Raw genomic sequence first — 23,717 nt, forward strand, 5'->3', positions numbered from 1 at the left:
ACTGTTGTTATATTAGCTGCCTATAAATATTTACGCAGTAAAGATTTTCAGCAGCGTTATAATAACAGTGTTGCGTAAGAATATAATATTTAAACATTTAACCATGAACATCTTGATCATTGGATCCGGGGGCAGGGAGCATGCCCTGGCCTGGAAAATGGCCCAGAGCCCGCAGCTCGACAAACTGTTTATTGCTCCCGGGAATGCAGGAACCGCCGGGCTGGGGACCAATGTACCCGTCGGGGTGGAGGATTTTGCGGGGATCAGGAAGCTGGTCCTCGAGGAGCGGATCGGCCTGGTGGTGGTGGGTCCCGAGGCACCGCTGGTGGCTGGTTTCACCGACTTTTTCAAGGCGGATCCGGATCTGCAGGATGTGGCCGTGGTCGGCCCCACCAGGGCAGGGGCCAGGCTGGAGGGGAGCAAGGATTTTGCCAAGATCTTTATGGAAGAGAACAAGATCCCTACCGGGCGATTCAGCACCTTTATCGAATATACGGTTTCCGAGGGGAAGGACTTCCTGGCCCGGCTGAAGCCCCCCTACGTGTTAAAGGCCGACGGACTGGCTGCCGGGAAAGGAGTACTGATCATTGATGAGCTGGAGGAGGCCCGGCAGGAGCTGGAAAACATGCTCAAGGGAAAATTCGGGAAAGCCTCCGAAAAGGTCGTCGTGGAGGAGCATCTTGCCGGCATCGAGCTTTCTGTATTCGTGCTGACCGACGGGGAGGGCTATGTGATCCTGCCCGAGGCCAAGGATTACAAACGAATCGGGGAAGGCGATACCGGGCTCAATACGGGAGGTATGGGCGCCATCTCTCCGGTGCCATTTGCCGACAGGGAGTTCCTCAAAAAAGTGGAAGAGCGTATCGTAAAACCAACGATCCGTGGACTGCGGGAGCGGAGGATCGATTACAAAGGATTTATCTTTATCGGCCTGATGAACCAAGAGGGTGATCCCTATGTGATTGAATACAATGTACGTATGGGAGATCCCGAAGCGGAAGTGGTACTGCCCCGGATCAAAACCGACTTTGTGGAACTGATGAAAGCTACTGCCGATGGAAACTTATCGGATATAAAGCTGGAACTGGACGATCGTACGGTAAGCACGGTGATGCTGGTTTCGGGGGGCTACCCGGGAGCTTATGAAAAGGGAAAGGAAATAACCGGACTCGACCAGGTGGAAGAGAGTATGGTTTTCCATGCAGGTACTAAACCGGAGGGCGATAAAGTGGTGACCAGCGGAGGCCGCGTGATGGCAGTCAGTTCGTACGGGACAACCATGAAAGAGGCACTGGACCAGTCTTACAGGAATGCCGGAAAGATCGGCTTTGAAGGAAAGTATTACCGCAGCGATATCGGATTCGATTTATGATTCTGCTGCGAATCTTTAAAAACAACCGCTTAACAGGAACAGTGGCCATTTTCCTGCTCCTGATTGCCATCTTTGTTCCCTCCTTCGTGGATCTCTTTCGTACAGGCGTATCCCGGGAGCTGATACCCCTGAGTGGCATGCCCTTTTACAAGCTGGTCTTTGGATCTATTCATAAAGTGCCGGTGCTGAGTCATCTCGTGGCCATGCTGCTCCTGTTGATGATCAGCTTTACGCTGATCCGGATCGGCATCCGCTACCCGTTGCTGCAACAGCGCTCACTGATGCCGGCCTTCTTTTTCATCCTGTTCGCCGCTTCCCTGCCGGCAGCCAGACAGGTAAGCCCGGCCCTGGTAGGCTCACTCTTCTATCTGATCTTCTATTCTGTTCTGTTTGAGGTACAGGAGGAAAAAGCGGATACACTATCGATTTTCGCGGCTTCTCTGATCCTGGTTCTGGGAAGTATGTTCTATCTGAAGCTGATCTGGTTTCTGCCCCTTATATGGATAAGCCTGTGGACCTTGCGTCCGGTGACCTGGAGGGAGCTTTTTTACCCGGTGGTGGCCTATGCGCTTTTAATTCTCATTCTGTTTACCTGGTTCTGGGGCATCCGGGATCAGGGAGCCGGTTTTGTGGATTTATTGCGGAAGAACTTCACCTTAAGCGGCAGCTTTCAGGCCTGGCATTATAGTGTTTATTTGCTCTATGGCTTTTTTCTGATGCTGGTGGCGATAGCCAGCATCTTTATGGCATATCGCTTTCAGACAATGAAAACCGTGGCTCAGAATATTTACCAGGTCCTGTTTTACATGTTTCTGGGGGGGATCCTCTTTTTTCTGTTCATCGGCCGCTTCGATCCTTCCGCCCTGGTTTTCATTGCCTTCCCGGTCGCCTTTGTACTCTCCAATTTCTTTCACCGGAAAAAGAATTCCTGGATCCACGAACTGGTCCTGTGGATCCTGCTGGGTCTCGTGGTTTATGTTCAATGGATGGTATGATCCTCCCTGGGCAGACCGCTGCTGGGAATGGCCTTCATACGGTAACCCTCCTCCTTTAAAAACCCGAGGGTCCGGGGCAGGGCGTAATACAGGTTGTCTGCCGCTTTATCCGAATCGTGAAATACAATGATGGAGCCTGGTTTGACATGGCGGGTCACATTCTGAAGAACACGCTCCCCGCTGAGTCCGCTGTTATAGTCAATACTCAGCACATCCCACATGATAATATCATATTGCTCGAGCACCGCCTTTACCTGTCCCGGAAAGATCCGGCCATAAGGCGGACGGAACAATCTGGAATCGATCATGTCCGAAGCCAGGCGGATATCGTCCATATAGCGCCTGACGCTGGAACGGAACCCCTTCAGGTGACTGTAGCTATGGTTGCCCACTGAATGGCCGCCGGCGAGGATCTGCCTGTAGAGTCCGGGGTGCTTATCCACGTTGCGGCCCAGGCAGAAAAAGGTCCCCTTTGCCCCGGCTTCATCCAGGCGGTCCAGCACCCAGGGGGTTACCACGGGAGTCGGACCATCGTCAAAAGTCAGGTACACCTCCCGGTGGTCGCCGGTAAGGTCCCAGGTCATCCGGTGCAAGGCACGGGTAAGCAAAGAAGGTGGCCTGACTATCAGCATATTACTCTTTTAACGTAAAGAGTTTTAAAATGTTACCTGAAGAGCCTGTCGTACTCCTGTCCGTACCTGGAAAGCTTTTCTTCCAGGCGGCGCGAGGCTTCTATCTCGCCATATCCCAGACACATGCTGCGAAGCTGGTTGATATCCCTGACGGCAGCCAGGAAATCGTTGCCGGTCTTGGCAAAGCGGTACTTATTTTTCATGGACAACAGGACGTAGTAGTCGAGCTCCGATTCAAGCTTCTGCTCATACTTCTCAACCATCCTATTGGCAGTAGCCGTATCTCCCACCCCAAAATATCCCTGGATGATGGGAGTGATCCCGGCATTGTAAGGGACATTTTCTTCCGGCATCCGTTGCATGCAACGGTCCAGAACTTCTTTGGCCTCGTCCGGCCTTCCCTCGTCCGTGAGGGCGCCGGCCAGGACCGAGAAGGCATAGCGGTAGTGAATGGTCATCCTCAGGTTGTTCTCATCCATATAAATCCCCGGGGTATCCAGTCCGCCCCAGTCAAACTCCTCCATCAGCTTTCGGTACATGTCATCCGTATCCACCTTGCCCAGGTAGTTCAGGTTACCGAACTCCACGGGGGCTACCCGGAGAGCCAGTCCTTCACGCACAAAGTAGGGATCCAGGTTCAGATAGTTGTCCGACGGTACGGTGGTGGAGAAATAGATGGGACGCTCCCAGTCGTTGGTTCCCAGCAGATCCATTACGGTAAGCAAATTCTTGTAAAGGACCTGGTCGGAAATACTGAAGCGTACCTGATCCACCTGGTTCTCCCGGAATTTTTCGGGAACCACCCAGGGAGCCAGAGAGGCAGAATCGGCCGGAATCACAAATTTTTTGGCCGGAATAAAGTATTGTCCCTGCTGGAAGCGGGGATCATCGCCCAGCATAAAGGCAAAAGCCTCTTTCAGGGGGGCATAGTCGGCATCGATCCGCCTGATCATCGACTCCATCCGGGCAGTAAGCGCGTTCATCTCTCCCTTATCGAGCTGAATACGGCTGGCAATCTCCTCCGAATTAAACGTGCGCATATAACTGTAAAGGCGCAGGGGGTCCATATTGTTTTCAAGCGCTTCTATAGCCTTGTAATCATTGGCATGATTCTGTTGCAGCAGGGAGCCCTCCAAGACTTCCAGCAGATCCGAATATATCCCCATGGTCTTCTCTTCATAGCTCTCCCTGTTGGCCTCATACTTTTCCTTGATCAGAACCCCGGCATTGTCGACCAGGTAGGCAAAGTCCCGTTCCCCCTGGACATATTGCTCCCGGGTCATCGCAATGGGCAAGGCTTCAGTGTCGTAGAAGGTCTGCTTCATCTGCTCTATATACCAGTCCGCGGTCAGATAACTCAGGTTCACAACGCGCACATCGGTACGCACCCCCTCCACCTCCTGGAGGTACCAGAGCGGGAAAGTATCGTTATCCCCGTTGGTGAACATGATCCCTCCCGGAAGACAGGAATTCAGGAAATTCCGTGCAAAGGCAGGGGCTGTATACCGGTCCGAACGATCGTGATCGTCCCAGTTCTCTTTGGCCATGATCCCGGGCACCAGGATCAGCGATGCGAGAACCAGCGCCGCCGCGCTTACCGCGGAGCGCTTTTTTCCGGAAGCCCACTCAATGAGTCCGGCCACTCCAATCCCGATCCAGATGGCAAAGGCATAAAACGAGGCCGCATAGGCATAATCCCGTTCCCTGGGCTGGATGGGATACTGGTTCAGATAAACCAGGATGGCAAATCCGGTCAGGACAAACAGCAAACCTACCACCCAGAAGTCTTTCTGGTGTTTCTTGTAATGGAAAAAAGCTCCGGCCAGTCCGAGCAGGAGCGGCAAAAGATAATATTTATTATTCCCCTTGTTATCCACAATATAGGACGGCAGATTCTCCTGGGGTCCCAGGCGGGCCTGGTCGATAAACTTGATCCCGCTGATCCAGTTCCCCTTGGTCAGCTCGCCGTGTCCCTGAATATCGTTCTGCCTCCCTGCAAAGTTCCACATGAAATAGCGCAGGTACATATAACCCACCTGGTACCGGAAGAAAAAGCGCATATTCTGTCCAAAACTGGGTCTTCCTATGGCCCTGTTGCGATCGTAGCTGTAGGTCCCAAACTGGTTCATCATCGGGTTTCCTTCGGCATCCCGTTGCACATCATAAAGATCCGCCTCGCTCATTCCACCCCAGTAGATATACTCATTGGCGTGCCTGTCCTGGGTGCTCCACATCCTGGGGAACACCCCCTTGGCCGATTTATCATAAACATACTCCCGGTTCTTATCCACCTGGAAATATTTATCCTCGCCCTTGTAATAGCTGGGTTTACTCTCTTTTATACTGGTGGGCCTGTGATTGAAATAGGCCCCATAAACCAGGGGATTGTCCCCATACTGGTCCCTGTTCAGATAATCGAGCAGTGAAAACACGGTATCGGGGTTACTTTCATCCAGGGGCGTATTGGCAGCAGAACGGATCACAATAATCGCATAGGAAGAATAACCGATAACGATCACGAACAGACCAAGCAGGACGGTGTTCCAGAGAACCTTTCCCTTCTTGTGGGTCAGGTAAATCCCGGCTATCAGTCCGCTAAAAAGCAACAGGACATATACCACAACCCCCGAATTGAAGGGCAATCCCAAACCATTTACAAACAGCAGCTCAAATTTACCGGCAATGGCGGTCAGGCCGGGGATAAGCATATAGTTAATCACACCCAGTATGCCTACCGAAACAGCCATGGCTGCAAGCACTCCTTTTGCAGTGGGGGTGTATTTCCTGAAATAGTAGACCATGATAATGGCCGGAATGGCCAGCAGGTTCAGCAGGTGCACCCCGATGGAGAGCCCCATCAGATAGGCAATCAGGATCAGCCAGCGGTTGGCTCCGGGTTCGTCAGCCACGTTTTCCCACTTAAGGATGGCCCAGAATACCACGGCCGTAAAGAGCGAAGAGGTCGAGTAGACCTCGGCTTCCACGGCGGAGAACCAGAAGGAGTCGGAGAAGGTATAGGCCAGGGAACCCACCAGGGCAGCCCCAAATACAGTGATTCTGGCTACGGGGCCTGACTGTTCCTCTTTCTCAAAGAATTTCCGCACCAGGTGGGTCAGGGTCCAGAACAGGAACAGAATGGTAAAAGCGCTGGCCATGGCCGAAAGGATATTCATGCTCACGGCCACCCTGGTCACATCTCCTCCGGCGAACAGGGTGAAAAAACGTCCGAGAATCATAAAGAAGGGGGCTCCCGGAGGGTGACCTACCTCCATCTTATAGGCGGTGGCAATAAACTCTCCACAGTCCCAGAAGCTGGCTGTGGGTTCCATAGTAAGAAGGTAGACAATCAGTGAGACCAGAAAGACGCCCCATCCGAGGATCAGGTTATATCGACGGAAATTTTCCATTCATTCGGTATGTGAAGATTAAAAAGTATACAAATATAAAACAATTATATGTTTGAGTCCAGTTGACCGGAGGAAGGGAAAAGTTAAAGATTCATAAGATAACGCCAGGGTTTGCTCTTCCAGGGTTCCCCGGCATAATCGATCCCAATCCTGGGGCCCGCCGTATAGGCGGGAGCCGATCCGCTTTCTTCGATCCAGATCCGGTCCGAATTTACCAGGTCCTCTCCGTAAAAATCCCGGTCCACCCCCAGCAGACGTGTAAGCCGTCCTGGTCCGACTGCCTCCCGGAGGCCCCGGAACAGGACTGCCTGGGGAGCACCCCGGGGGCCCGTAACCACATTCATCATCCAGTACATTCCATAGATCAGATACATGTACAGATGGCCCCCTTCTCCAAACATCACGCTGGTTCTGGGAGTCATGCCCTTGCTGGCATGACAGGCCAGATCCTCTCCTCCCCGGTAAGCCTCGGTTTCAGAGATTACATAAATCGCTTTATGGCCATCCGGGCCCATCCTTACCAGGTGCTGACCCAGCAAAAGGGGTGCCACCTCCAGCACATCCTGACTGTAAAATTCCCTGTCGAAGCGTCTACCCATCCTCTTCGGTGATCTTGCGTCGCAGCCAGGGGAAATCGGGGCCAAATATAAAAAGGGCATAGAAATAACCCGCAAAGGCAGCTCCGGTTGCTGTCTCCAGGGTGTCTTCACTCAGCATGGACAACAGGATCAGGACCAAAAAACCCATGGCCAGGAAAGAACGCTGCCTGCCCCCCAGAAAGGGAGGGGCAATCAGTGCCAGAAGGCAGATGATCAAGCCCGGTATCCCGAAAGAGATCAGAAAAGTCAGGAACTGGTTGTGGGCTTTTCTTCTCCACTTTGGCTCCAGCGGCGATTGCACCGACTCATAGTATTCCCTGAACTCGTTCCACACATCCCCGTTCCCCACCCCAAACCAGAGATGCTCCCGGGCAATATGCCAGCCGGCTTCCAGGTACAGACAGCGCTGCACCACCGACTTTTCATTGGGATCACCGCCCAGCCTGTAACGGTCAATCTCCCAGATCAACTCATAGATGCGGGGGTAGAGTTTCAGATGGTCCAGGTAAATATAATTGGCCGTACCGCCTTCAATGGCCCGTATCTCCGTTTCGGAAAGCTGTTTCAGACCAACGGCATCCTTGCGCAGTCCCCTGGAGCTGAGATACCTGATCAGGGTGGTCCGGACCGAATTTCCGTTGGCGGTCCTTCCCCGGTAATCCAGATCACTGAGCGTTTTCCAGTCCCGCTCAAGTTCTTTATCGCATATATGAATCCAGATGTAATGGCCGTTCTCCACATCCCGGCTTTCGGGCATGTGGAGATAACGATTCCCCTCCACGGTATGAGAATCGAGCTCCGCAACATCCAGTGCATCCGCAGAATAAAACCGGTTCACTGCCTGGCCCAGATAAATAATCGAGAACAGGGGTAAGAGGATCACCGGTACAAATGCCATAAAACGGATCGCCTGGTCGCGAATTTCAAAAACCAAACGGAGCAGAATTAAGAAAGCAAGTATAGAAGCAATGATCAGTCCTGATAGCGATTTCAGCAAAGCCAGAAACACAGGGAACCACAGCAGAGCCGCCAGGAAGAAGAACCCTTCGGCCCTTGAAACCGTGTTTCGCCGGACAAAAACAACATAGACGCTTATCAGCAGGGCAAGCACAATGGTCAGGGAAAACCGGATATGACTCATAAAAAGGGACAGGTCCCTGTGGTCCTGAAACGACCCGGGCAACCAGCCCAGCAATTTAAACAGAGAAGCCATGGAGGCCACAAAAACACCCAGGGTAAAAAAAAGGAGGATGCGCTGGAGTTGCTGCCTGGTAAGCGGCGCCGAGGTGGCCACAAGCACCGGAAACAAAAGAAGCGGAAGCTTGATTTTCATATCCCTGAGCCCGTAGCCCAGATCGTCCGACCAAAGTAAGCCCGCCAAATGCAGCCCGAAAAGCAAAAGGAAGATCTGCAGGGCCCGGTTTCCCTTAAAAAGCAGCCATTTCTCCTTCAGTCTGCCCTCAAGCACCCAGTTGAGGGCCAGCAGGATCATACAGATGGAGCTCATTAAAACAGAAAAAGAGAGCGTGACGGCAAGAAAAATCAGGATATAGAAATAGACCTGCTCATGAATCTGTTTTCGGGTTAGTTGCATAAGTGAACAGCAGTACTGTATTATCAATAACTTACAGAGACCAATTCTATTGCATGGAAGAGACTTTTTTGCGACATTTGCAAACCGTTGTATATGCCTGATTATCAAAGTCTCTGGTTTTCAACAAATTTATTGTTGATATCTTCTTGTTTTAAAGAAATTAATTGTATTTTTGCGATCCACAAATTTAGGCACAAAACTGATAAAAGTGAATACATTAAGTTACAAGACAGTATCGGCAAATAAAGCAAGCGTTGAGAAGGAATGGTACATTGTTGATGCCAATGACGAAGTACTGGGACGTCTTGCTTCGGTTGTGGCAATGGTCCTCAGAGGAAAGCATAAGCCAAGTTTCACCCCGCATGTTGATTGTGGCGATAACGTGATCGTTATCAATGCCGAAAAAATCAGGATGACCGGCAAGAAGATGAGCGACAGAAAGTTTTTCAGTCACACCGGATACCCGGGTGGGCAGCGTATCACTACTCCCGAAAGGCTGCTGGCTAAAAAACCGGAAGCTCTGGTTGAGAAAGCTGTCAGGGGAATGCTCCCGAAAAGCAGGCTTGGAAGCTCCATCTTTAACAACCTGCATGTGTATGCCGGTGAAAGCCACCCGCACGAAGCACAGCAACCGAAGAAACTCGACTTAAATAAAATTAAATAAGACATGGACGTTATTAATACGATAGGACGAAGGAAAGCTGCCATTGCCAGGGTATATTTGAGTGAAGGTAAAGGCCAGATTATCGTAAACAACAGAGACTTCAAAGACTATTTTCCTGATAAGCAACTTCATTACGTAGTTGAACAGCCCCTGAACCTACTCGAGCTAAGGGATAATTACGACATCAAAGTAAATCTGAACGGCGGAGGAATGACCGGTCAGGCCGAAGCGCTGCGCCTCGGTATTTCACGGGCCCTGATCAAGATCAATCCCGAATACAAATCCGCCCTCAGGGCCGAAGGTTTTGTTACCCGAGACCCACGCGTTGTTGAACGTAAGAAACCCGGCCAGCCTAAAGCCAGGAAGAGGTTCCAGTTCAGTAAGCGTTAGAAACATAGTTCTATTCTTAATCATTGCGAAACGAACAGGACTCCCTTTTGGGGCTACCTGTTGGTTGACCAGCAAAAATTAAAAAGATGCCAAAAACAAGTTTTAAAGAATTATTGGATGCAGGTGTGCATTTCGGTCACCTGAAAAGAAAATGGAATCCTGCCATGGCTCCTTATATTTTTATGGAGAAAAACGGGATTCATATTATCGACCTCAACAAAACCGAGATCAAGTTGAATGAAGCCGCCGCCGCTATGAAGCAGATTGCCAAGAGCGGACGAAAGATTCTTTTCGTGGCCACCAAAAAGCAGGCTAAGGATATTGTCGCTGAAAAAGTCAAGGCGATCAATATGCCGTATGTGACGGAGCGCTGGCCGGGAGGTATGCTCACCAACTTTCCCACCATCCGGAAGGCTGTGAAGAAAATGTCGGCCATTGATAAAATGGCTACCGACGGAACTTTCGAGACTCTTTCCAAACGTGAAAGGCTCCAGATTGCCCGTCAGCGTGCCAAGCTTGAGAAAAACCTGGGATCCATTGCCGATCTGACCCGGCTTCCGGCTGCCATGTTTATCGTGGATGTACATAAAGAATATATTTCTGTTCGCGAAGCCAACAGGCTGAACATACCGGTTTTTGCCATGGTGGATACCAATTCGGATCCCCGTGACATTGATTTCCCGATTCCATCCAACGACGATGCTTCGAAGTCGATTTCGCTCATCATCGATTTTGTTACTGAAGCCATTGCTGAAGGTCTGAACGAAAGGAAGATGGAAAAGGAAAAAGAAGTTTCCGAATCCAAAACCAAGTCCGAAAAGAGCCGGGGCAAAGCCGAGGCCGGTGAAGACAAAGGCGGAACCAAAACGGAACATAAAGAGCCCCGGACCGAGCGTACGAGGAGGAAAGCTGAAAAGGTAGAGGTAAAAGAAGAGACAGTAGAGGCAGCCACTGCCGAAGAAACTGTCGTGGAAAAGCCGGTAGCCAGGGAACAAACTGAAGTAGAAGCCAAGGTTGAATCCAAAGAAGAAGCCAAGGTTGCCACCGATGAGCCTGAGGCCACAGCCGAAGATGAAAAGCCCGCTGAAAAAGCAGAATAGCAGGAGTACGAGTTAACCCATTCATAAACGTTTAAAAGACAATATATAATGGCTGATATTAAAGCGGCAGATGTTGCAAAACTGAGAAAATCCACCGGCGCCGGTATGATGGACTGCAAGAAAGCATTGCAGGAAGCTGATGGCGATTTTGACAAAGCTGTTGATCTGATTCGTCAAAAAGGGCAGGCCATTGCCAATAAGCGGGCCGATCGTGAAGCCAGTGAAGGAAGTGTGCAAGCCCGGGTGGAGGGCAGCTACGGTGCCTTGATCTCCCTGAATTGCGAAACCGATTTCGTTGCAAAGAACGAAAAATATGTAAAATTTGCCGGCTCCATCCTGGACCTGGCTATCGCTGAGAAACCGGCTGACCTGGATGCGCTGAAGGCTCTCACCCTGGACGGCAAGACCGTGGATGATCTGATTACCGAACAGTCCGGCACCATTGGAGAGAAGCTGGAACTGGCATACTTTGGTTTTATCCTGGCTGAAAAAGTCCAGGCATATAATCACACGGGCAATAACCTGGCTACCCTGGTTGGATTCAACAAAGCGGATATTCCGGAGCAGGTTGCCAAGGATGTAGCCATGCAGATTGCTGCCATGGCTCCCATTTCCGTGGATGAATCAGATGTTCCTGCCGAGGTTATTGCCAAAGAGAAAGAGATTGGCCGGGCTAAAGCTCTTGAAGAGGGCAAACCCGAAAACATTGTGGATCGCATTGCTGAAGGGATGGTCAAGAAATTCCTCAAGGAAAACACCCTGCTGAACCAGGAGTTCACAAAAGACAACAAGAAAACTGTGGCCCAATACCTCAAAGAGGCTGATAAAGACCTCCAGGTAACCGGCTTCCTCAGGTTTTCTGTAAAGTAAATTAAGATTGTTACTTGTAAAGGCTGGTCTGCGCGATGCGGATCAGCCTTTTTTGCTATTCTCCGTTAATTTGCTTTTTACTACTTTTAAGCAAAATGTGCCCTGAATGACTTACAAAAGGATTTTACTAAAGCTGAGCGGAGAGGCTCTGATGGCCGACCGGTCTCATGGAATAGACCCGGACAGGCTGAACGATTACATCGAAGAAATCATGGAAGTATCCCGAATGGGTGTCCAGGTGGGGATCGTTATCGGGGGTGGCAATATATTCCGGGGAATGGCTGGCGTTGAAGCCGGATTTGACCGCGTGAAGGGAGATTATATGGGCATGCTGGCTACGGTTATTAATGGCCTGGCCCTGAACTCGGCCTTCCAGTCGAAAGGATTCAAATCCAGGCTCTTTACGGCCATTCGCATGGAACCCGTAGCCGAATTCTACTACAAACCCAGGGTAGTCGAAGCATTGGAAAACAATGAAATAGTGATCTTCGCCGGGGGGACCGGCAATCCATATTTCACCACCGATACAGCAGCCACCCTTCGTGCAGTGGAAATGGAAGCCGATGTGGTACTGAAAGGCACCCGGGTGGATGGGGTATATACCAGCGATCCGGAAAAAGACCCCGGAGCAGAAAGGTACGGGGAGCTCAGCTTTTCAGAAGCCCTTGAAAAGGAATTACGGATTCTGGACCAAACCGCTTTTACCATGTGTAAAGAGAATGCGCTTCCAATTATCGTCTTCAATATGAACAAGAAAGGAAATCTGAAAGATCTGCTTTCAGGAAAAAAAGTTGGAACTTTAGTTAAAATTTAGATAATTTTGGCTCGAATCGTAAATCTGAGATCATGAACGAAGAAGTCCAAATGGTCTATGAGATGGCCAAAGAGCATATGGAAAAGGCCATTGAACACTTAGACAATGAGCTGATACGTATCAGGGCCGGTAAAGCCAATGTGCATATCCTGGATGGAATTATGGTGGATTACTATGAAACTCCAACCCCGCTGAACCAGGTTTCCAACATCAGTACTCCCGATGCCAAGACCATCATGATCCAGCCCTGGGAAAAAAGCATGATCGATCCGATTGAAAAAGCCCTGATGGTTTCCAACGTGGGCATCACCCCTTCCAATAACGGGGAGGTCATCCGGCTGATCATTCCCCAGCTTACTGAAGAGCGCCGCCGCGATCTGGTGAAGCAGGTAAAGAACGAAGGGGAAAATGCACGCGTAAGCATCAGGAATGCGCGTCGCGAAGCAAAGGAAGAGTATAAAAACATGCAGAAAGATGGTCTTTCGGAAGATGAAACCAAATCTGCAGAAGACGAAATTCAGAAGCTCACGGACGAATTCACCGAAAAGGTGGAAAAGATTGTGGAAGCCAAGGAAAAGGACATGATGACCATCTAGAGTTCCAGGATCCTGAACACCTCCGAGAGATCGGGCGACAGGATGATCTCTGTGCGACGGTTCTTTCTTCTGGCCTCAGGGGTTTTAGCCGGATCCACGGGCAGAAACTCCCCCCTCCCGGCCACGGTCAGCCTGGTGGGATCTATGCTCGACCCATCCAGCAATATCCTCACAATGGAGGTTGCTCTCAATACACTCAGATCCCAGTTGTCTTTGATGGATGATCCCTGCCTGAAGGGAACATCATCGGTATGGCCCTCTATCATGACACTGATTTCAGGATTCCGGGCCAGAACCTGTGACAGTTGCCTGAGGGCCCTGACACCATTGGGGTCCACCACGGTACTCCCCGACTTAAACAGCAGTTTCTCATCCATGGATACATAGACCTTTCCATTTTTCCGTGTCACGGTAAGACCCTGCCCTTCGAATCCAAGCAGTGCATCGGCTACCTTTTCACGCAGATCATCCAGGATCCTGTCCTTCTGGTGAAGCATCTCCTCCATCTCAATTAACCTGGCATTCCTGGCTTCCAGTTCAGCCTGTAAGCGGTTTACATCCAGGCGCTGACCGGCCACACTGGCCTCCAGTTCTCTTAACATCTGCTCCTTAACGGTCAGGTCCTCCTGGGTAGTCTGCAATTCATTGAGCAGTCTGCGGGTCTCCCTGGCATTGCCCCGTAAAAGAGCATCATGCGTCGATTGGAGATCGGCGTACTTCCTGTCCAGCTGAGCAAGCTCTTCCTCAAGCTCCCCGACTCTCTTATAAATCCGGATGCTGTCCTCTATGTTTTTCTTCTGCTGCTCCTCCACCTGATCAAATCTGGCCCTCATCTCCCGGTTTTCAACCGTCAGGTGCTCATTTTCGGCCATCAGGTCATCCCTCTCAACCTGCAGGGAGTTACTTTTCTCGGAAATTTGCGTGAATTCACTGGCCGGAACACAGGAAGCTAAAAGTGCCAGGCCCATGACTATGTAATTTATCCTCTTCATCATATCTTCATAACGGTTCAATTGGAGAAAATTACATAAAAATAGGGGCTAATATTTGCCATTTTTTCCCTTTGCTTGTTTAAGATATTAACATCCATAAATATTTGTAACTTTGCAGGGCGAAATAAGAGAAATGTCCGAGAGCGGGAGCGCATATAAATTACTGGAGACCATAGAGAGTCCGGACGACATGAAGTCCCTGACTCCGGAGCAATTACGGCAAATGAGTTCAGAGTTGCGTCAGTTTATTATTGAGGTTGTTTCATCCAATCCCGGTCACTTTGGGGCCAGCCTCGGAGTCGTGGAACTGACCGTAGCCCTGCATCATGTTTTTAATGCACCCTACGACCAGATTATCTGGGATGTGGGACATCAGGCCTACGGTCACAAAATACTGACCGGGCGAAGGGAAGTTTTCCATACCAACAGAAAGTACAGGGGGATCAGCGGATTTCCAAAGCCATCTGAAAGTGAATATGATGCTTTTGGAGTAGGGCACTCCTCCACCTCCATATCGGCAGCACTGGGAATGGCTGCAGGAAACGACTACCGGGATCAGTCGGACCGCCAGGTGGTGGCCATTATAGGGGATGGTGCTTTAAGCGCCGGAATCGCTTACGAGGCACTGAACAATGCCGGCCATGCCGGAAAAAACCTGCTGGTGATACTCAATGACAACAACATCTCCATCGATCCCAGCGTCGGTGCCATGAAGGACTACCTGCTCGATATTACCGCCTCAAAATCCTACAACAAAGTCAAAAACGATGTGTGGAACCTGCTGGGTTTCATGAATAAGATTGCTCCGAATGCCAGGAATTACGCCCAGAAAATTGAGAATGCCATCAAATCCATTCTGCTGAAGCAGAGCAACCTGTTTGAGTCCCTCAATTTCCGCTATTTTGGCCCGGTGGATGGACACGATGTTCTGCACCTGACTGAAATCCTGAAGGATATGAAAGATATCCCCGGGCCCAAACTGCTGCACGTGATTACCCAGAAGGGCAAAGGCTTTGCCAGGGCCGAGGAGAACCAGACAGAGTTTCATGCACCCGGAAGATTTGACATCGATACCGGGGAGATTATCAAGAAAGTACAGGACGGGCCCCAGGCACCCCTCTACCAGGATGTTTTTGGGGAAACCATCCTGGAACTGGCCAGGATCAATAAGAGGATTATTGGGATCACTCCCGCCATGCCCACCGGATCTTCCCTGAAGATCATGATGGATAAGATGCCCGACCGCACCTACGATGTGGGAATTGCCGAACAACATGCGGTCACGTTTTCGGCCGGACTTGCGGTATCGGGGATGATCCCTTTCTGCAATATCTATTCCTCCTTTATGCAACGGGCCTACGACCAGGTCATTCATGATGTGGCCCTTCAGAAACTGCCGGTGGTCTTTTTCCTGGATCGGGCCGGACTGGTAGGGTCGGACGGGGCCACCCACCATGGCGCTTATGATCTTGCCTTTTTCAGGTGTATCCCGGGGATGATCATTGCCTCCCCCCTCAACGAGGTGGAGATGCGTAACATGATGTATACCGCTCAGCTTAAACCCACAGGGCCCTTTGTGATTCGCTATCCCAGGGGACAGGGAGTGACCGTTGACTGGAAACAAGCCTTCAGCGAGATAGAGATCGGCAAAGGACAGCAGCTTAAAGATGGATCTGATATGGCCATCTTGTCTCTTGGTCCCATCGGCAACGAGGCCCGCAAGGCCATCGAACAACTTGAAAAGGAGCACATCAGTGTGGCACACTATGACATGCGCTTCCTTAAACCGCTGGATAATAATCTTCTAAAGGCCGTGTTCTCCAGATTTACTAAGATTATTACTCTGGAAGATGCGTCCATTGTGGGCGGACTTGGCAGTGCGGTTATTGAGTACATGAACGACAACAGCTACAAAGCCAAGGTGATTCGCCTCGGTATTCCGGACCGCTTTGTGGATCACGGAACACAGGAAGAACTCTACAGGGAATGTGGATACGATGTCGCCGGGATTACCTCCGCAGTCAAGAACCTGGTGCTTTCAAAGATACTCACCAGGGCCATATAAACCTCCCCGGGATTATACCTTTTTTACCACTCCAGAAAAGGCTCCAATGAACTTCTGGCAAAGAAAATTGCCGGTCGCCTCTCCTAAAGATCAAACTTGATTCCCTGGGCCAGGGGCAGGTCGGTTCCGTAATTGATGGTGTTGGTTTGTCTGCGCATATAAGCTTTCCAGGCATCGGAACCAGATTCCCGGCCACCGCCGGTCTCCTTCTCTCCACCAAAAGCTCCGCCTATTTCCGCACCGGAGGTTCCTATATTCACATTGGCAATTCCGCAATCGGAACCCACACCCGAAAGAAACTGTTCCGCCTCTCTCAGGTTCAATGTAAAGATGGCGGAAGAGAGGCCCTGAGGCACATCGTTATTAATGGCAATGGCCTCATCGATGTGGTCATATCTGATCAGATATAGCAGAGGTGCAAAGGTCTCATCCTGAACAATCTGATAATTATTCTGAACTTCGGCCAGTGCCGGAACCACATAGGTTCCCGCCTGATACTCCTCCCCTTTTAATACTTCCCCGCCGAACAGAATGGTACCCCCTTCTTTCTTTACTTTAGCAATGGCTTCGGTAAAAAGATCCACGGCCAGACGATCCACAAGCGGCCCGACCAGCACCTTTTCATCCAGAGGATTGCCAATCCGGGCAGAAACCTGCCGGTAGGCTTTTACCAGCCTGGTTTTTACTTCCTCGTACCTGGATTTGTGAATGATGACACGCCGGGTGGAGGTGCAGCGCTGGCCGGCTGTGCCCACAGCCCCGAAAACAATGGCCGGGATGGCGATATCCAGGTCGGCGTGCTCCGAAACGATCAGCGCATTATTTCCGCCCAGCTCCATAATGGTACTCCCCAGGCGTTCGCCCACAATTTTGGAAATGTGTTTTCCGACCTGGGTGGACCCCGTCACAGAAAAGAGGGGAATCCTGCGGTCTGCTGCAAAATTATCGCCCATGACCGATGATTTCGCAACCACCAGATTAAATACTCCCTCAGGGACATTATTGTCTCTCAGGACTTTTCGGATGATATTCTGAATGGCAATGGCTGTCAACGGAGTCTTCGAACTGGGCTTCCAGACGACTACGTCTCCGGCAACAGCAGCAATCATGGCATTCCAGGCCCATACGGCCACCGGAAAGTTAAAGGCAGTGACCAGGCCCAGGATTCCCAGCGGGTGGTACTGATCGTACATACGGTGCTGCGGACGTTCACTCTGCATGGTAAAGCCATACAGCATCCTGGACTGTCCCACGGCAAAGTCACAAATATCTATCATTTCCTGGACTTCGCCCAGGCCTTCCTGGTAGATCTTACCCATTTCCAGGCTTACCAGAAAACCAAGATCCTCCCTGGACTCGCGAAGGGCCAGTCCGATCTGCCTGACCACCTCTCCCCTCTGTGGTGCGGGAACGGTTTTCCAAACAGAAAAAGCCTCTTCCGCCTTAAGAATCACCGACTCGTAATCCTCTGTCGTGGCATTGGTAACTTTTGCAATGACCTCCCCGTCAATGGGCGAAACCGAAGAGCTGACATCTCCCCGGGTATCGAGCCCAAGCTGACCGGTGGTGGCTCCCGGATTCAAATCTCTGATCTCTAAACGGCCTAAAACCTGCTTAACCTTTTCCGTATATTCCTCTTTCATGGGTTTTCTGTTTCTATAGTTATAAAGTCCAACAAATTTAGCAATGCATCATTTCATAAAAGATATTTAAGAACATGAAGCGTTCAGTTTATCAGCATGCTTGGCAATTATCCTGAAAAGCATTAACTTCGCTCCGTTTTTAGCAATAGTTCTAAAAATTAGTTGGTTGGTTGGTTGGTAATACATTGCCCAGGTGGCGGAATTGGTAGACGCGCTGGTCTCAAACACCAGTGATAGCAATATCGTGCCGGTTCGATCCCGGCCCTGGGCACTATCCTCAAACGATGTCAGAAAAAAGCACAATCCAGGAAGAAAAGCAGCTGGTCATGGATAAGCGCTATTTAAAGATGGCCAGGATCTGGGCTTCAAACTCCTATTGTAAACGGAGGCAGGTGGGGGCTTTGCTGGTAAAAGACAAAATGATCATCTCCGACGGGTATAACGGAACCCCTTCGGGCTTTGAGAATGAGTGTGAAGATGATCAGGATACCACCAAAACCTATGTGCTGCATGCCGAGGCCAACGCCATCACCAAAGTGGCAAAGTCCAGCAACAGCAGTGAAGGTTCTACCCTCTATATCACCACTTCGCCCTGTATGGAGTGTTCAAAACTGATCATCCAGTCGGGGATCGTCAGGGTGGTATACCAGGAAAAGTACAGGATTACCGATGGACTGGATCTGCTCGAAAGGGCAAACATAGAACTGGTTCATTTGCCTGATATTGATGAAACAAGGAAATAACTATTATAAAGGGAGGGAAGTATGAGGACCAGGAGAGACAGACTGATTATTTTTCTGCCATTGATTGTCAGTATTGCCCTGATTATCGGAATCCTGCTGGGTAACTGGATAACCGGGATACGTATCAGGGGCATTGTATCTGACGAAATAAGTAATCAGAGGTTTTCAATCCGCCCCGGCAACAACTCGGGATCGGGTTTTTCACTGACACCCAAAGGGAATAAAATCACTTCGGCTCTGCAATATATTCTCAGCGAATATGTGGATACTGTCAGCATGCCCAAGCTGAACGAATCGGTGATCCCTTCCCTGGTGGATAACCTTGATCCACATTCCATCTATATACCTGCCAGCGAATTCCAAAAGTTTTCGGAACCCCTGATGGGCAATTTCAGCGGAATCGGTGTCTCCTTTAATATGACCGACGATACGGTGGCCATCATCAACACCATACCCAACGGTCCCTCCGAAATGGTGGGGATCCTGGCAGGCGACCGGATAATCATGGTGGATGATTCCGTGGTCGCCGGGGTAAATATTCCCAGCGACGACATCGTCAAGATGCTGAAAGGGCCGAAAAATACCGTCGTGAAGGTCACCATACACCGCAGGGGTGAAAAAGCTCCTCTCGAATTCGAAATCACCCGGGACGACATCCCCATCTACAGTGTGGATGTGGCCTATAAGGTCAATGAAAATACCGGGTATATCAAGATCAGTCAGTTTGCTCAAACCACCTACCATGAATTTATGCAGGCTGTGGAGAAGCTGAAAACCCAGGGTGTGGAGAAGCTGATTATCGACCTTCGCAGAAACGGTGGGGGGATCATGGAAGCATCTACCATGATCGCCGACCAGTTTCTGGAAGAGGGACAATTGATTGTGTATACCGAAGGACGGGCCCGGCCCAGAGAAAACGATTATGCCACTTCCAGGGGAATCCTCAAAAACGACAAAGTCGTGGTATTGATAGACGAATCCAGTGCTTCGGCCAGTGAGATCCTGGCAGGTGCCATCCAGGATAATGACCGGGGACTGGTGATCGGCCGGAGGTCTTTTGGGAAAGGCCTGGTGCAGGAGGAAATGCGCTTTTCAGATGGCTCTGCCATCCGCCTGACTGTTGCCCGCTATTATACCCCCACGGGCAGGAGTATTCAGCGCTCTTACGAAAACGGCAAAGAGGACTATTATCATGATTTTGCCGATCGCTGGATGCGCGGGGAGCTGGAGCATCAGGACAGCATTAAATTCGATGATGCGCAAAAGTTCGTGACTCCCGGTGGAAAGATTGTTTACGGCGGAGGCGGGATTATGCCGGATGTTTTTGTTCCGGTTGATACTTCGGGCTCTTCGGAATACTACAATAAGGTCCGGAACCTGGGACTGATGTACCGTTTCGCCTTCTACTACACAGACCTTCACAGGTCCTCGCTGGATCAGTTTACCCAGGCCGGGGAGATTGAAAGCTATCTGGACGAGCAGGACCTGTTGCCCCAGTTCATCTCTTATGCCAGCGGGAAAGGGGTTCAGCCCGATTATGAGGATATCAGGATTTCCAAACTGGTCCTTTTAAAGACCATCAAAGCTTATGTGGCCAGAAACCTTATAGACAATGAGGGATTCTATCCCATCATTGCAGATATTGACCAGACCCTGAAAGTGGCCATAGATACCATTGCCAGTCTCTGAGTCCCCTCCGTTAAACCTTCACGCCTTATGACTGTCAAAGAGGCAAATGCAAGAGCAATTTGTCTTACTAAATATTACTTATTATGAAAACAAACTATATAAAATCAGCAGGAGTATTGTTACTGGGACTCCTGATGCTAAGCACCGTGAATGCCCAGTCGGCCCGTCAGGGTGGACGAGGACAAGGAGCCTTTGGCGATGGAGACTTTTACGGCCGCTGGCATGCCATGCTTGATCTTACACAAGAACAAGAGGAACAGATGACAACTCTGTGCACCGAGCACTTCAAAGCCATGACACCCTTGCGAAACAAGCTGGCCGAATCGAAAGCCAGGGAACGTACGCTGCTTTCGGAGGAAAATGTGGATCTGACCGCCGTCAACAAAAGCATTGACGAACAGACCGATCTGATGAACAGCATGAGAAAACTTCAGGCAAAACACCAGCTTGCAGTTAAAAACATTCTTAGCGATGAGCAGTTAATGAAGCTGCAGCAAGGCAGAAAATTTGCTCAGCGCGATGGCTTCCATGGAAAAGGCAGCCACCGGGGAGGCAGAGATGCCGGTCCCGGCAGAGGCTACAGAGGAATTTAGGCTTAGTGAATACAAGCAATTCAGGACCTGTCGAATTTGATCCTTGAAGATCATAAGCGGCAGGTCCTTTTTATTTTTGCCCGGGCTTCAGGGTAATCGTTTCCAGTATCTCCAGGAAAGCCCGGACCACGGGTCCAGGCTCTTCCAGAAAGCCCAGATGACCACTTTCTTCCAAACGCAGCACCCGGGCATGAGGTGCCAGGGAGACCAGTTTTTCAAAAAGCTCCGCCGGAATATAATTATCCTTCATCCCCCCGATCAGCAACAGGGGTAAAGGAAGATTTTGAAGCACCGCGGTCCGGTCCGGCCTCTCCTTCATCCCGTTCAGCAGGGCAATAATACCCAGATCCGGACAATGAAGTGCCATTTGTTTCAGGCGGTCCACTTCCCCGGATAGTCTGTCCAGATTCTCCGAAGCAAATGCCTTGGGAATATTGACCATTACGATCTGTCTCTTCTTTCCGCAGAGTACCAGACTGATCTCCCGGTCCCGATTCTCCCGCTTTTCTTCCGTGTCGGCAAAAGGGGTCGAGTGAAGCAGTGCATAAGCAGACAGACGATCGCTGTATAATTGGGCAAAGGCCATGGTTACATAGCCTCCCATGGAGTGCCCGGCAACAAATGCCCGGGGGATCCCTTCCTCATCCAGAATGGTCCTGACAGCTTCTGCAAGCTCATCCATGCTGTGTATCTTTCCCCAGCTTTCCGAGCTGCCATGTCCGGGAAGATCGGGAACGACAAACCGGAAGCCCTCCGGAAACATATCCATAAAGGGCTGCCAAATCCTTCCATTCTCCAGATAACCATGTATCAGTACCATACAGGGGCCCACTCCAGAATCGGAGTAGAACAGGTCAATCCCTTTATACCTGATTTGCTTCTCCATGCCTTCTTAAGATGCCTGGTTCATCAGATCTTCGATTTCATCCGCTTCCATGGGAATATCTTCCATCAAATCGACCGGACCTTTTTCAGTAATCAATATATCATTTTCCAGCCGGATTCCCACACCCTCTTCCGCTATGTATATGGCAGGTTCACAGCTAAACACCATCCCAGGTTCAAAAGGATGGAGACGGTCGAAAGGATCATGCACATCCAACCCCATGGAATGAGAGGTGCCATGCATAAAATAGTTCTTCCAGAGTGGCTCGGTACCCTGGTGAGATGCCACATCGTCCCGGGAGTAGAGTCCCAGTGAGATATGTTCCTCCTCCCACAATTCACCTGTCGCCTGTTGAAAATCGGCCATCAAGGTTCCCGGCATCATCAGGTCCCTGGCCTGCCGGAACACCCTTAATACGGCATCGTAGAGCTGCCTCTGCCGAGGGGTGAAGCGTCCGTTCACCGGGATGGTACGTGAACAGTCGGAAGCATAGTAATTGACCTCTGCTCCGAAGTCCATCAGCAAGAGTTCTCCATCTCTGCAGATACAGTTGTTCTTGACATAATGCAGAACCAGCGCGTTTTTACCACTGGCCACAATCGGTTCAAAAGCATGCCCCTCTGCTCCTCTTCCGATAAACTCGCCGATAATCTCTGCCTCCACCTGATATTCGTACATCCCCGGTTCCAGCTTTCGCAGAACTCTCAGAAAGGCCGACCTGGTGATCGAAACCGCATTTTTTATAACAGCAATCTCTTCGGGCTGCTTAATCATTCTCAGACTCTGAAGCAGGGGAGCCAGAGCTTTTGTCCGGGGATACTGGTTTTTGCCGGCCTCCTCTTCCTCGCCGGTCAGATGATCGGTATAGACCAGTGTTTCATCCCCGATTAAAAGCTGAAGGTAAGCATCGCGCTCATCCAGCCAGCGCACCTGTCCGATTCCTGAAAGTGCCCGGAGCTGTTCCGGGCCCGGACGGCGTCCCGTCCACAACTCCGATTTCAGGGTAGGTCTTTCAATAAAAAGAATCTCCCTGAGAACAGGGTCCGGAAAATCCGGCGCAAAGAGAAAGAAACTTTTATCCTGGCTGATCCCGGTCAGGTAAAAAAAGTCTGAGCGTTGCCTGAAAGGATAGGCCTGGTCGCCATTTCTCAACTTCCTTTCACCCGACCTGATCAGGGCCACAGCACCCGGCAGCATCAACCGGGACAGCCTGAGCCTGTTGTTTATGAATAAATAAGAAGTAACAGGATTTGATTTCATCCGATACCCAGGGCTTTACTTTAGAAGGTGTTTAAACTGCTGTAGGAAATGCTACACACCCTTTTACAAGAATCAGAAAATCTTATATTTGTTGACTACCCTTTGCAATTTAAGTAACTTATTTTAATTGTAATCATATGTCCGGAATATTAACCTCTTCCATTGGAAAGAAACTTTTAATGTCGCTTGCCGGAATTTTCCTCATTGTATTCCTGCTGGTTCATATGGGGATCAATCTCCTGGTTATCATCTATGAAGACCCCATGGTCTACAACAAAGCAGCCCACTTTATGAGCTCAAATATCCTGATAAAGATCTTTGAGATCATCTTATTCGGAGGTTTTCTGCTGCATATCATCTATGCCCTTATTCTTCAGATTCAGAACTGGATTGCAAGACCCAGTCGGTACAACAAAGCTAACTACTCAAACACCTCCTTCTTTTCGAAATTCATGATCCATACGGCGGCCATTACCCTGGTCTTCCTGGTGATCCATTTCCTGGACTTCTATATCAAAGCCAAATTCGGCCATGCCACCGAGATCATAGTGGACGGAGTTGCTTACCACGATTTTGCATCGGAAATTGTAGATAAATTTAAAGTGCTGCCCTTTGTAATCTTCTATATAGCAGCCTTTATTTTCCTGGGATTCCACTTGATTCACGGTTTCCAGTCGGCCTTTAAAACCCTTGGGATGGACCACAGGAAATACACCCCGGCGGTCCAGGTACTGGCCATTATTTACACGGTCTTTGTGGTGGCCGGTTACTCGCTCATCCCGGTGATCATCTACTTTCAATAATAATAACAAT

The 23,717-nt window shown here is 50.2% G+C and carries 21 protein-coding genes and 1 tRNA gene; 14 read left to right on the forward strand and 8 right to left on the reverse strand.

The window, feature by feature from the left end:
- Window positions 1–103: 103 nt before the first annotated feature.
- Window positions 104–1,372 (forward strand): phosphoribosylamine--glycine ligase, encoded by a 1,269-nt coding sequence (gene purD / locus P1P86_00250; protein ID MDF1573609.1) that lies wholly within the window; start codon window positions 104–106, stop codon window positions 1,370–1,372.
- A complete protein-coding gene (locus tag P1P86_00255; protein MDF1573610.1) occupies window positions 1,369–2,367 on the forward strand; it encodes a DUF6427 family protein in 999 nt (332 codons plus the stop codon). The genes purD and P1P86_00255 overlap by 4 nt, the downstream gene beginning before the upstream one ends.
- Here the strand turns inward: P1P86_00255 and P1P86_00260 are convergent.
- The 4 genes from P1P86_00260 to P1P86_00275 form a co-directional block, all read right to left on the reverse strand.
- Window positions 2,352–2,999 carry a polysaccharide deacetylase family protein gene (locus P1P86_00260; protein ID MDF1573611.1) on the reverse strand — a complete coding sequence of 216 codons (648 nt, stop codon included), beginning with the start codon at window positions 2,997–2,999 and terminating at the stop codon, window positions 2,352–2,354. The genes P1P86_00255 and P1P86_00260 overlap by 16 nt on opposite strands.
- Before the next feature lie 32 nt (window positions 3,000–3,031).
- Entirely contained in the window at window positions 3,032–6,406 is a 3,375-nt protein-coding gene (locus P1P86_00265) for a DUF2723 domain-containing protein (protein MDF1573612.1), read from the reverse strand.
- Window positions 6,407–6,489: 83 nt separating this feature from the next.
- The gene (locus P1P86_00270) at window positions 6,490–7,005 is read right to left on the reverse strand and encodes a DNA-3-methyladenine glycosylase (GenBank protein ID MDF1573613.1); all 516 of its coding nucleotides are present in this window, start codon (window positions 7,003–7,005) and stop codon (window positions 6,490–6,492) included.
- Window positions 6,998–8,599: an O-antigen ligase family protein gene (locus tag P1P86_00275; protein MDF1573614.1), complete on the reverse strand. Its 1,602-nt coding sequence runs from the start codon at window positions 8,597–8,599 to the stop codon at window positions 6,998–7,000. Before P1P86_00275 ends, P1P86_00270 begins: the two co-directional genes overlap by 8 nt.
- Before the next feature lie 208 nt (window positions 8,600–8,807).
- Here P1P86_00275 and rplM point away from each other — a divergent pair, with 208 nt between their 5' ends.
- The 6 genes from rplM (at window position 8,808) to frr (ending at window position 13,033) form a co-directional block, all read left to right on the forward strand.
- Window positions 8,808–9,263, forward strand: a complete 456-nt coding sequence (gene rplM, locus P1P86_00280; protein ID MDF1573615.1) for a 50S ribosomal protein L13 — start codon at window positions 8,808–8,810, stop codon at window positions 9,261–9,263.
- A gap of 3 nt (window positions 9,264–9,266) precedes the next feature.
- Window positions 9,267–9,653, forward strand: a complete 387-nt coding sequence (gene rpsI / locus P1P86_00285) for a 30S ribosomal protein S9 (GenBank protein ID MDF1573616.1) — start codon at window positions 9,267–9,269, stop codon at window positions 9,651–9,653.
- An 86-nt stretch (window positions 9,654–9,739) separates the two neighbouring features.
- Entirely contained in the window at window positions 9,740–10,753 is a 1,014-nt protein-coding gene (gene rpsB / locus P1P86_00290) for a 30S ribosomal protein S2 (protein MDF1573617.1), read from the forward strand.
- A gap of 48 nt (window positions 10,754–10,801) precedes the next feature.
- Entirely contained in the window at window positions 10,802–11,623 is an 822-nt protein-coding gene (gene tsf / locus P1P86_00295) for a translation elongation factor Ts (GenBank protein ID MDF1573618.1), read from the forward strand.
- Between the two features lie 106 nt (window positions 11,624–11,729).
- Window positions 11,730–12,437: a UMP kinase gene (gene pyrH, locus P1P86_00300; GenBank protein ID MDF1573619.1), complete on the forward strand. Its 708-nt coding sequence runs from the start codon at window positions 11,730–11,732 to the stop codon at window positions 12,435–12,437.
- A 32-nt stretch (window positions 12,438–12,469) separates the two neighbouring features.
- Entirely contained in the window at window positions 12,470–13,033 is a 564-nt protein-coding gene (gene frr / locus P1P86_00305) for a ribosome recycling factor (protein MDF1573620.1), read from the forward strand.
- Here the strand turns inward: frr and P1P86_00310 are convergent.
- On the reverse strand, window positions 13,030–14,028 hold the full coding sequence (locus P1P86_00310) for an OmpA family protein (GenBank protein ID MDF1573621.1): 999 nt from the start codon (window positions 14,026–14,028) through the stop codon (window positions 13,030–13,032). The two genes, frr and P1P86_00310, sit on opposite strands and share 4 nt — an antisense overlap.
- A 130-nt stretch (window positions 14,029–14,158) precedes the next feature.
- Here P1P86_00310 and dxs point away from each other — a divergent pair, with 130 nt between their 5' ends.
- Window positions 14,159–16,090, forward strand: a complete 1,932-nt coding sequence (dxs, locus tag P1P86_00315; protein ID MDF1573622.1) for a 1-deoxy-D-xylulose-5-phosphate synthase — start codon at window positions 14,159–14,161, stop codon at window positions 16,088–16,090.
- 83 nt (window positions 16,091–16,173) lie between these two features.
- Here dxs and P1P86_00320 read toward each other — a convergent pair whose 3' ends face one another.
- Window positions 16,174–17,733, reverse strand: coding sequence for an aldehyde dehydrogenase family protein (locus P1P86_00320; GenBank protein ID MDF1573623.1), 1,560 nt, complete (start codon window positions 17,731–17,733; stop codon window positions 16,174–16,176).
- A gap of 187 nt (window positions 17,734–17,920) precedes the next feature.
- Here P1P86_00320 and P1P86_00325 point away from each other — a divergent pair.
- The 4 genes from P1P86_00325 (at window position 17,921) to P1P86_00340 (ending at window position 20,758) form a co-directional block, all read left to right on the forward strand.
- Window positions 17,921–18,004: transfer RNA gene (locus P1P86_00325), tRNA-Leu, on the forward strand.
- A 13-nt stretch (window positions 18,005–18,017) separates the two neighbouring features.
- Window positions 18,018–18,476 carry a dCMP deaminase family protein gene (locus P1P86_00330; protein ID MDF1573624.1) on the forward strand — a complete coding sequence of 153 codons (459 nt, stop codon included), beginning with the start codon at window positions 18,018–18,020 and terminating at the stop codon, window positions 18,474–18,476.
- Window positions 18,477–18,497: 21 nt separating this feature from the next.
- A complete protein-coding gene (locus P1P86_00335) occupies window positions 18,498–20,165 on the forward strand; it encodes a S41 family peptidase (GenBank protein MDF1573625.1) in 1,668 nt (555 codons plus the stop codon).
- A gap of 83 nt (window positions 20,166–20,248) precedes the next feature.
- Window positions 20,249–20,758 (forward strand): Spy/CpxP family protein refolding chaperone, encoded by a 510-nt coding sequence (locus P1P86_00340; GenBank protein ID MDF1573626.1) that lies wholly within the window; start codon window positions 20,249–20,251, stop codon window positions 20,756–20,758.
- Window positions 20,759–20,828: 70 nt separating this feature from the next.
- Here the strand turns inward: P1P86_00340 and P1P86_00345 are convergent, their stop codons facing one another.
- Complete coding sequence (locus P1P86_00345) at window positions 20,829–21,644, reverse strand: alpha/beta hydrolase (protein ID MDF1573627.1); 816 nt, start codon at window positions 21,642–21,644, stop codon at window positions 20,829–20,831.
- A gap of 6 nt (window positions 21,645–21,650) precedes the next feature.
- The gene (locus tag P1P86_00350) at window positions 21,651–22,904 is read right to left on the reverse strand and encodes an aminopeptidase P N-terminal domain-containing protein (GenBank protein MDF1573628.1); all 1,254 of its coding nucleotides are present in this window, start codon (window positions 22,902–22,904) and stop codon (window positions 21,651–21,653) included.
- Between the two features lie 137 nt (window positions 22,905–23,041).
- Here P1P86_00350 and P1P86_00355 point away from each other — a divergent pair, with 137 nt between their 5' ends.
- Window positions 23,042–23,707 (forward strand): succinate dehydrogenase cytochrome b subunit, encoded by a 666-nt coding sequence (locus P1P86_00355; protein ID MDF1573629.1) that lies wholly within the window; start codon window positions 23,042–23,044, stop codon window positions 23,705–23,707.
- Window positions 23,708–23,717 lie beyond the last annotated feature (10 nt).

The sequence above is a fragment of the Bacteroidales bacterium genome, from assembly GCA_029210725.1.
In the GTDB taxonomy this organism is placed as follows: Bacteria; Bacteroidota; Bacteroidia; order Bacteroidales.

Excerpts from the sequence above, each read along its gene's own strand:
- purD (MDF1573609.1), top strand. The coding sequence starts at position 104 with ATGAACATCTTGATCATTGGATCCGGGGGCAGGGAGCATGCCCTGGCC.
- P1P86_00265 (MDF1573612.1), bottom strand. The coding sequence starts at position 6,406 with ATGGAAAATTTCCGTCGATATAACCTGATCCTCGGATGGGGCGTCTTT.
- P1P86_00255 (MDF1573610.1), top strand. The coding sequence starts at position 1,369 with ATGATTCTGCTGCGAATCTTTAAAAACAACCGCTTAACAGGAACAGTG.
- P1P86_00270 (MDF1573613.1), bottom strand. The coding sequence starts at position 7,005 with ATGGGTAGACGCTTCGACAGGGAATTTTACAGTCAGGATGTGCTGGAG.
- P1P86_00355 (MDF1573629.1), top strand. The coding sequence starts at position 23,042 with ATGTCCGGAATATTAACCTCTTCCATTGGAAAGAAACTTTTAATGTCG.
- P1P86_00260 (MDF1573611.1), bottom strand. The coding sequence starts at position 2,999 with ATGCTGATAGTCAGGCCACCTTCTTTGCTTACCCGTGCCTTGCACCGG.
- P1P86_00320 (MDF1573623.1), bottom strand. The coding sequence starts at position 17,733 with ATGAAAGAGGAATATACGGAAAAGGTTAAGCAGGTTTTAGGCCGTTTA.
- dxs (MDF1573622.1), top strand. The coding sequence starts at position 14,159 with ATGTCCGAGAGCGGGAGCGCATATAAATTACTGGAGACCATAGAGAGT.
- P1P86_00345 (MDF1573627.1), bottom strand. The coding sequence starts at position 21,644 with ATGGAGAAGCAAATCAGGTATAAAGGGATTGACCTGTTCTACTCCGAT.
- P1P86_00275 (MDF1573614.1), bottom strand. The coding sequence starts at position 8,599 with ATGCAACTAACCCGAAAACAGATTCATGAGCAGGTCTATTTCTATATC.
- P1P86_00330 (MDF1573624.1), top strand. The coding sequence starts at position 18,018 with ATGTCAGAAAAAAGCACAATCCAGGAAGAAAAGCAGCTGGTCATGGAT.
- pyrH (MDF1573619.1), top strand. The coding sequence starts at position 11,730 with ATGACTTACAAAAGGATTTTACTAAAGCTGAGCGGAGAGGCTCTGATG.
- tsf (MDF1573618.1), top strand. The coding sequence starts at position 10,802 with ATGGCTGATATTAAAGCGGCAGATGTTGCAAAACTGAGAAAATCCACC.
- rpsB (MDF1573617.1), top strand. The coding sequence starts at position 9,740 with ATGCCAAAAACAAGTTTTAAAGAATTATTGGATGCAGGTGTGCATTTC.
- P1P86_00310 (MDF1573621.1), bottom strand. The coding sequence starts at position 14,028 with ATGATGAAGAGGATAAATTACATAGTCATGGGCCTGGCACTTTTAGCT.
- P1P86_00335 (MDF1573625.1), top strand. The coding sequence starts at position 18,498 with ATGAGGACCAGGAGAGACAGACTGATTATTTTTCTGCCATTGATTGTC.
- P1P86_00340 (MDF1573626.1), top strand. The coding sequence starts at position 20,249 with ATGAAAACAAACTATATAAAATCAGCAGGAGTATTGTTACTGGGACTC.
- frr (MDF1573620.1), top strand. The coding sequence starts at position 12,470 with ATGAACGAAGAAGTCCAAATGGTCTATGAGATGGCCAAAGAGCATATG.
- rpsI (MDF1573616.1), top strand. The coding sequence starts at position 9,267 with ATGGACGTTATTAATACGATAGGACGAAGGAAAGCTGCCATTGCCAGG.
- P1P86_00350 (MDF1573628.1), bottom strand. The coding sequence starts at position 22,904 with ATGAAATCAAATCCTGTTACTTCTTATTTATTCATAAACAACAGGCTC.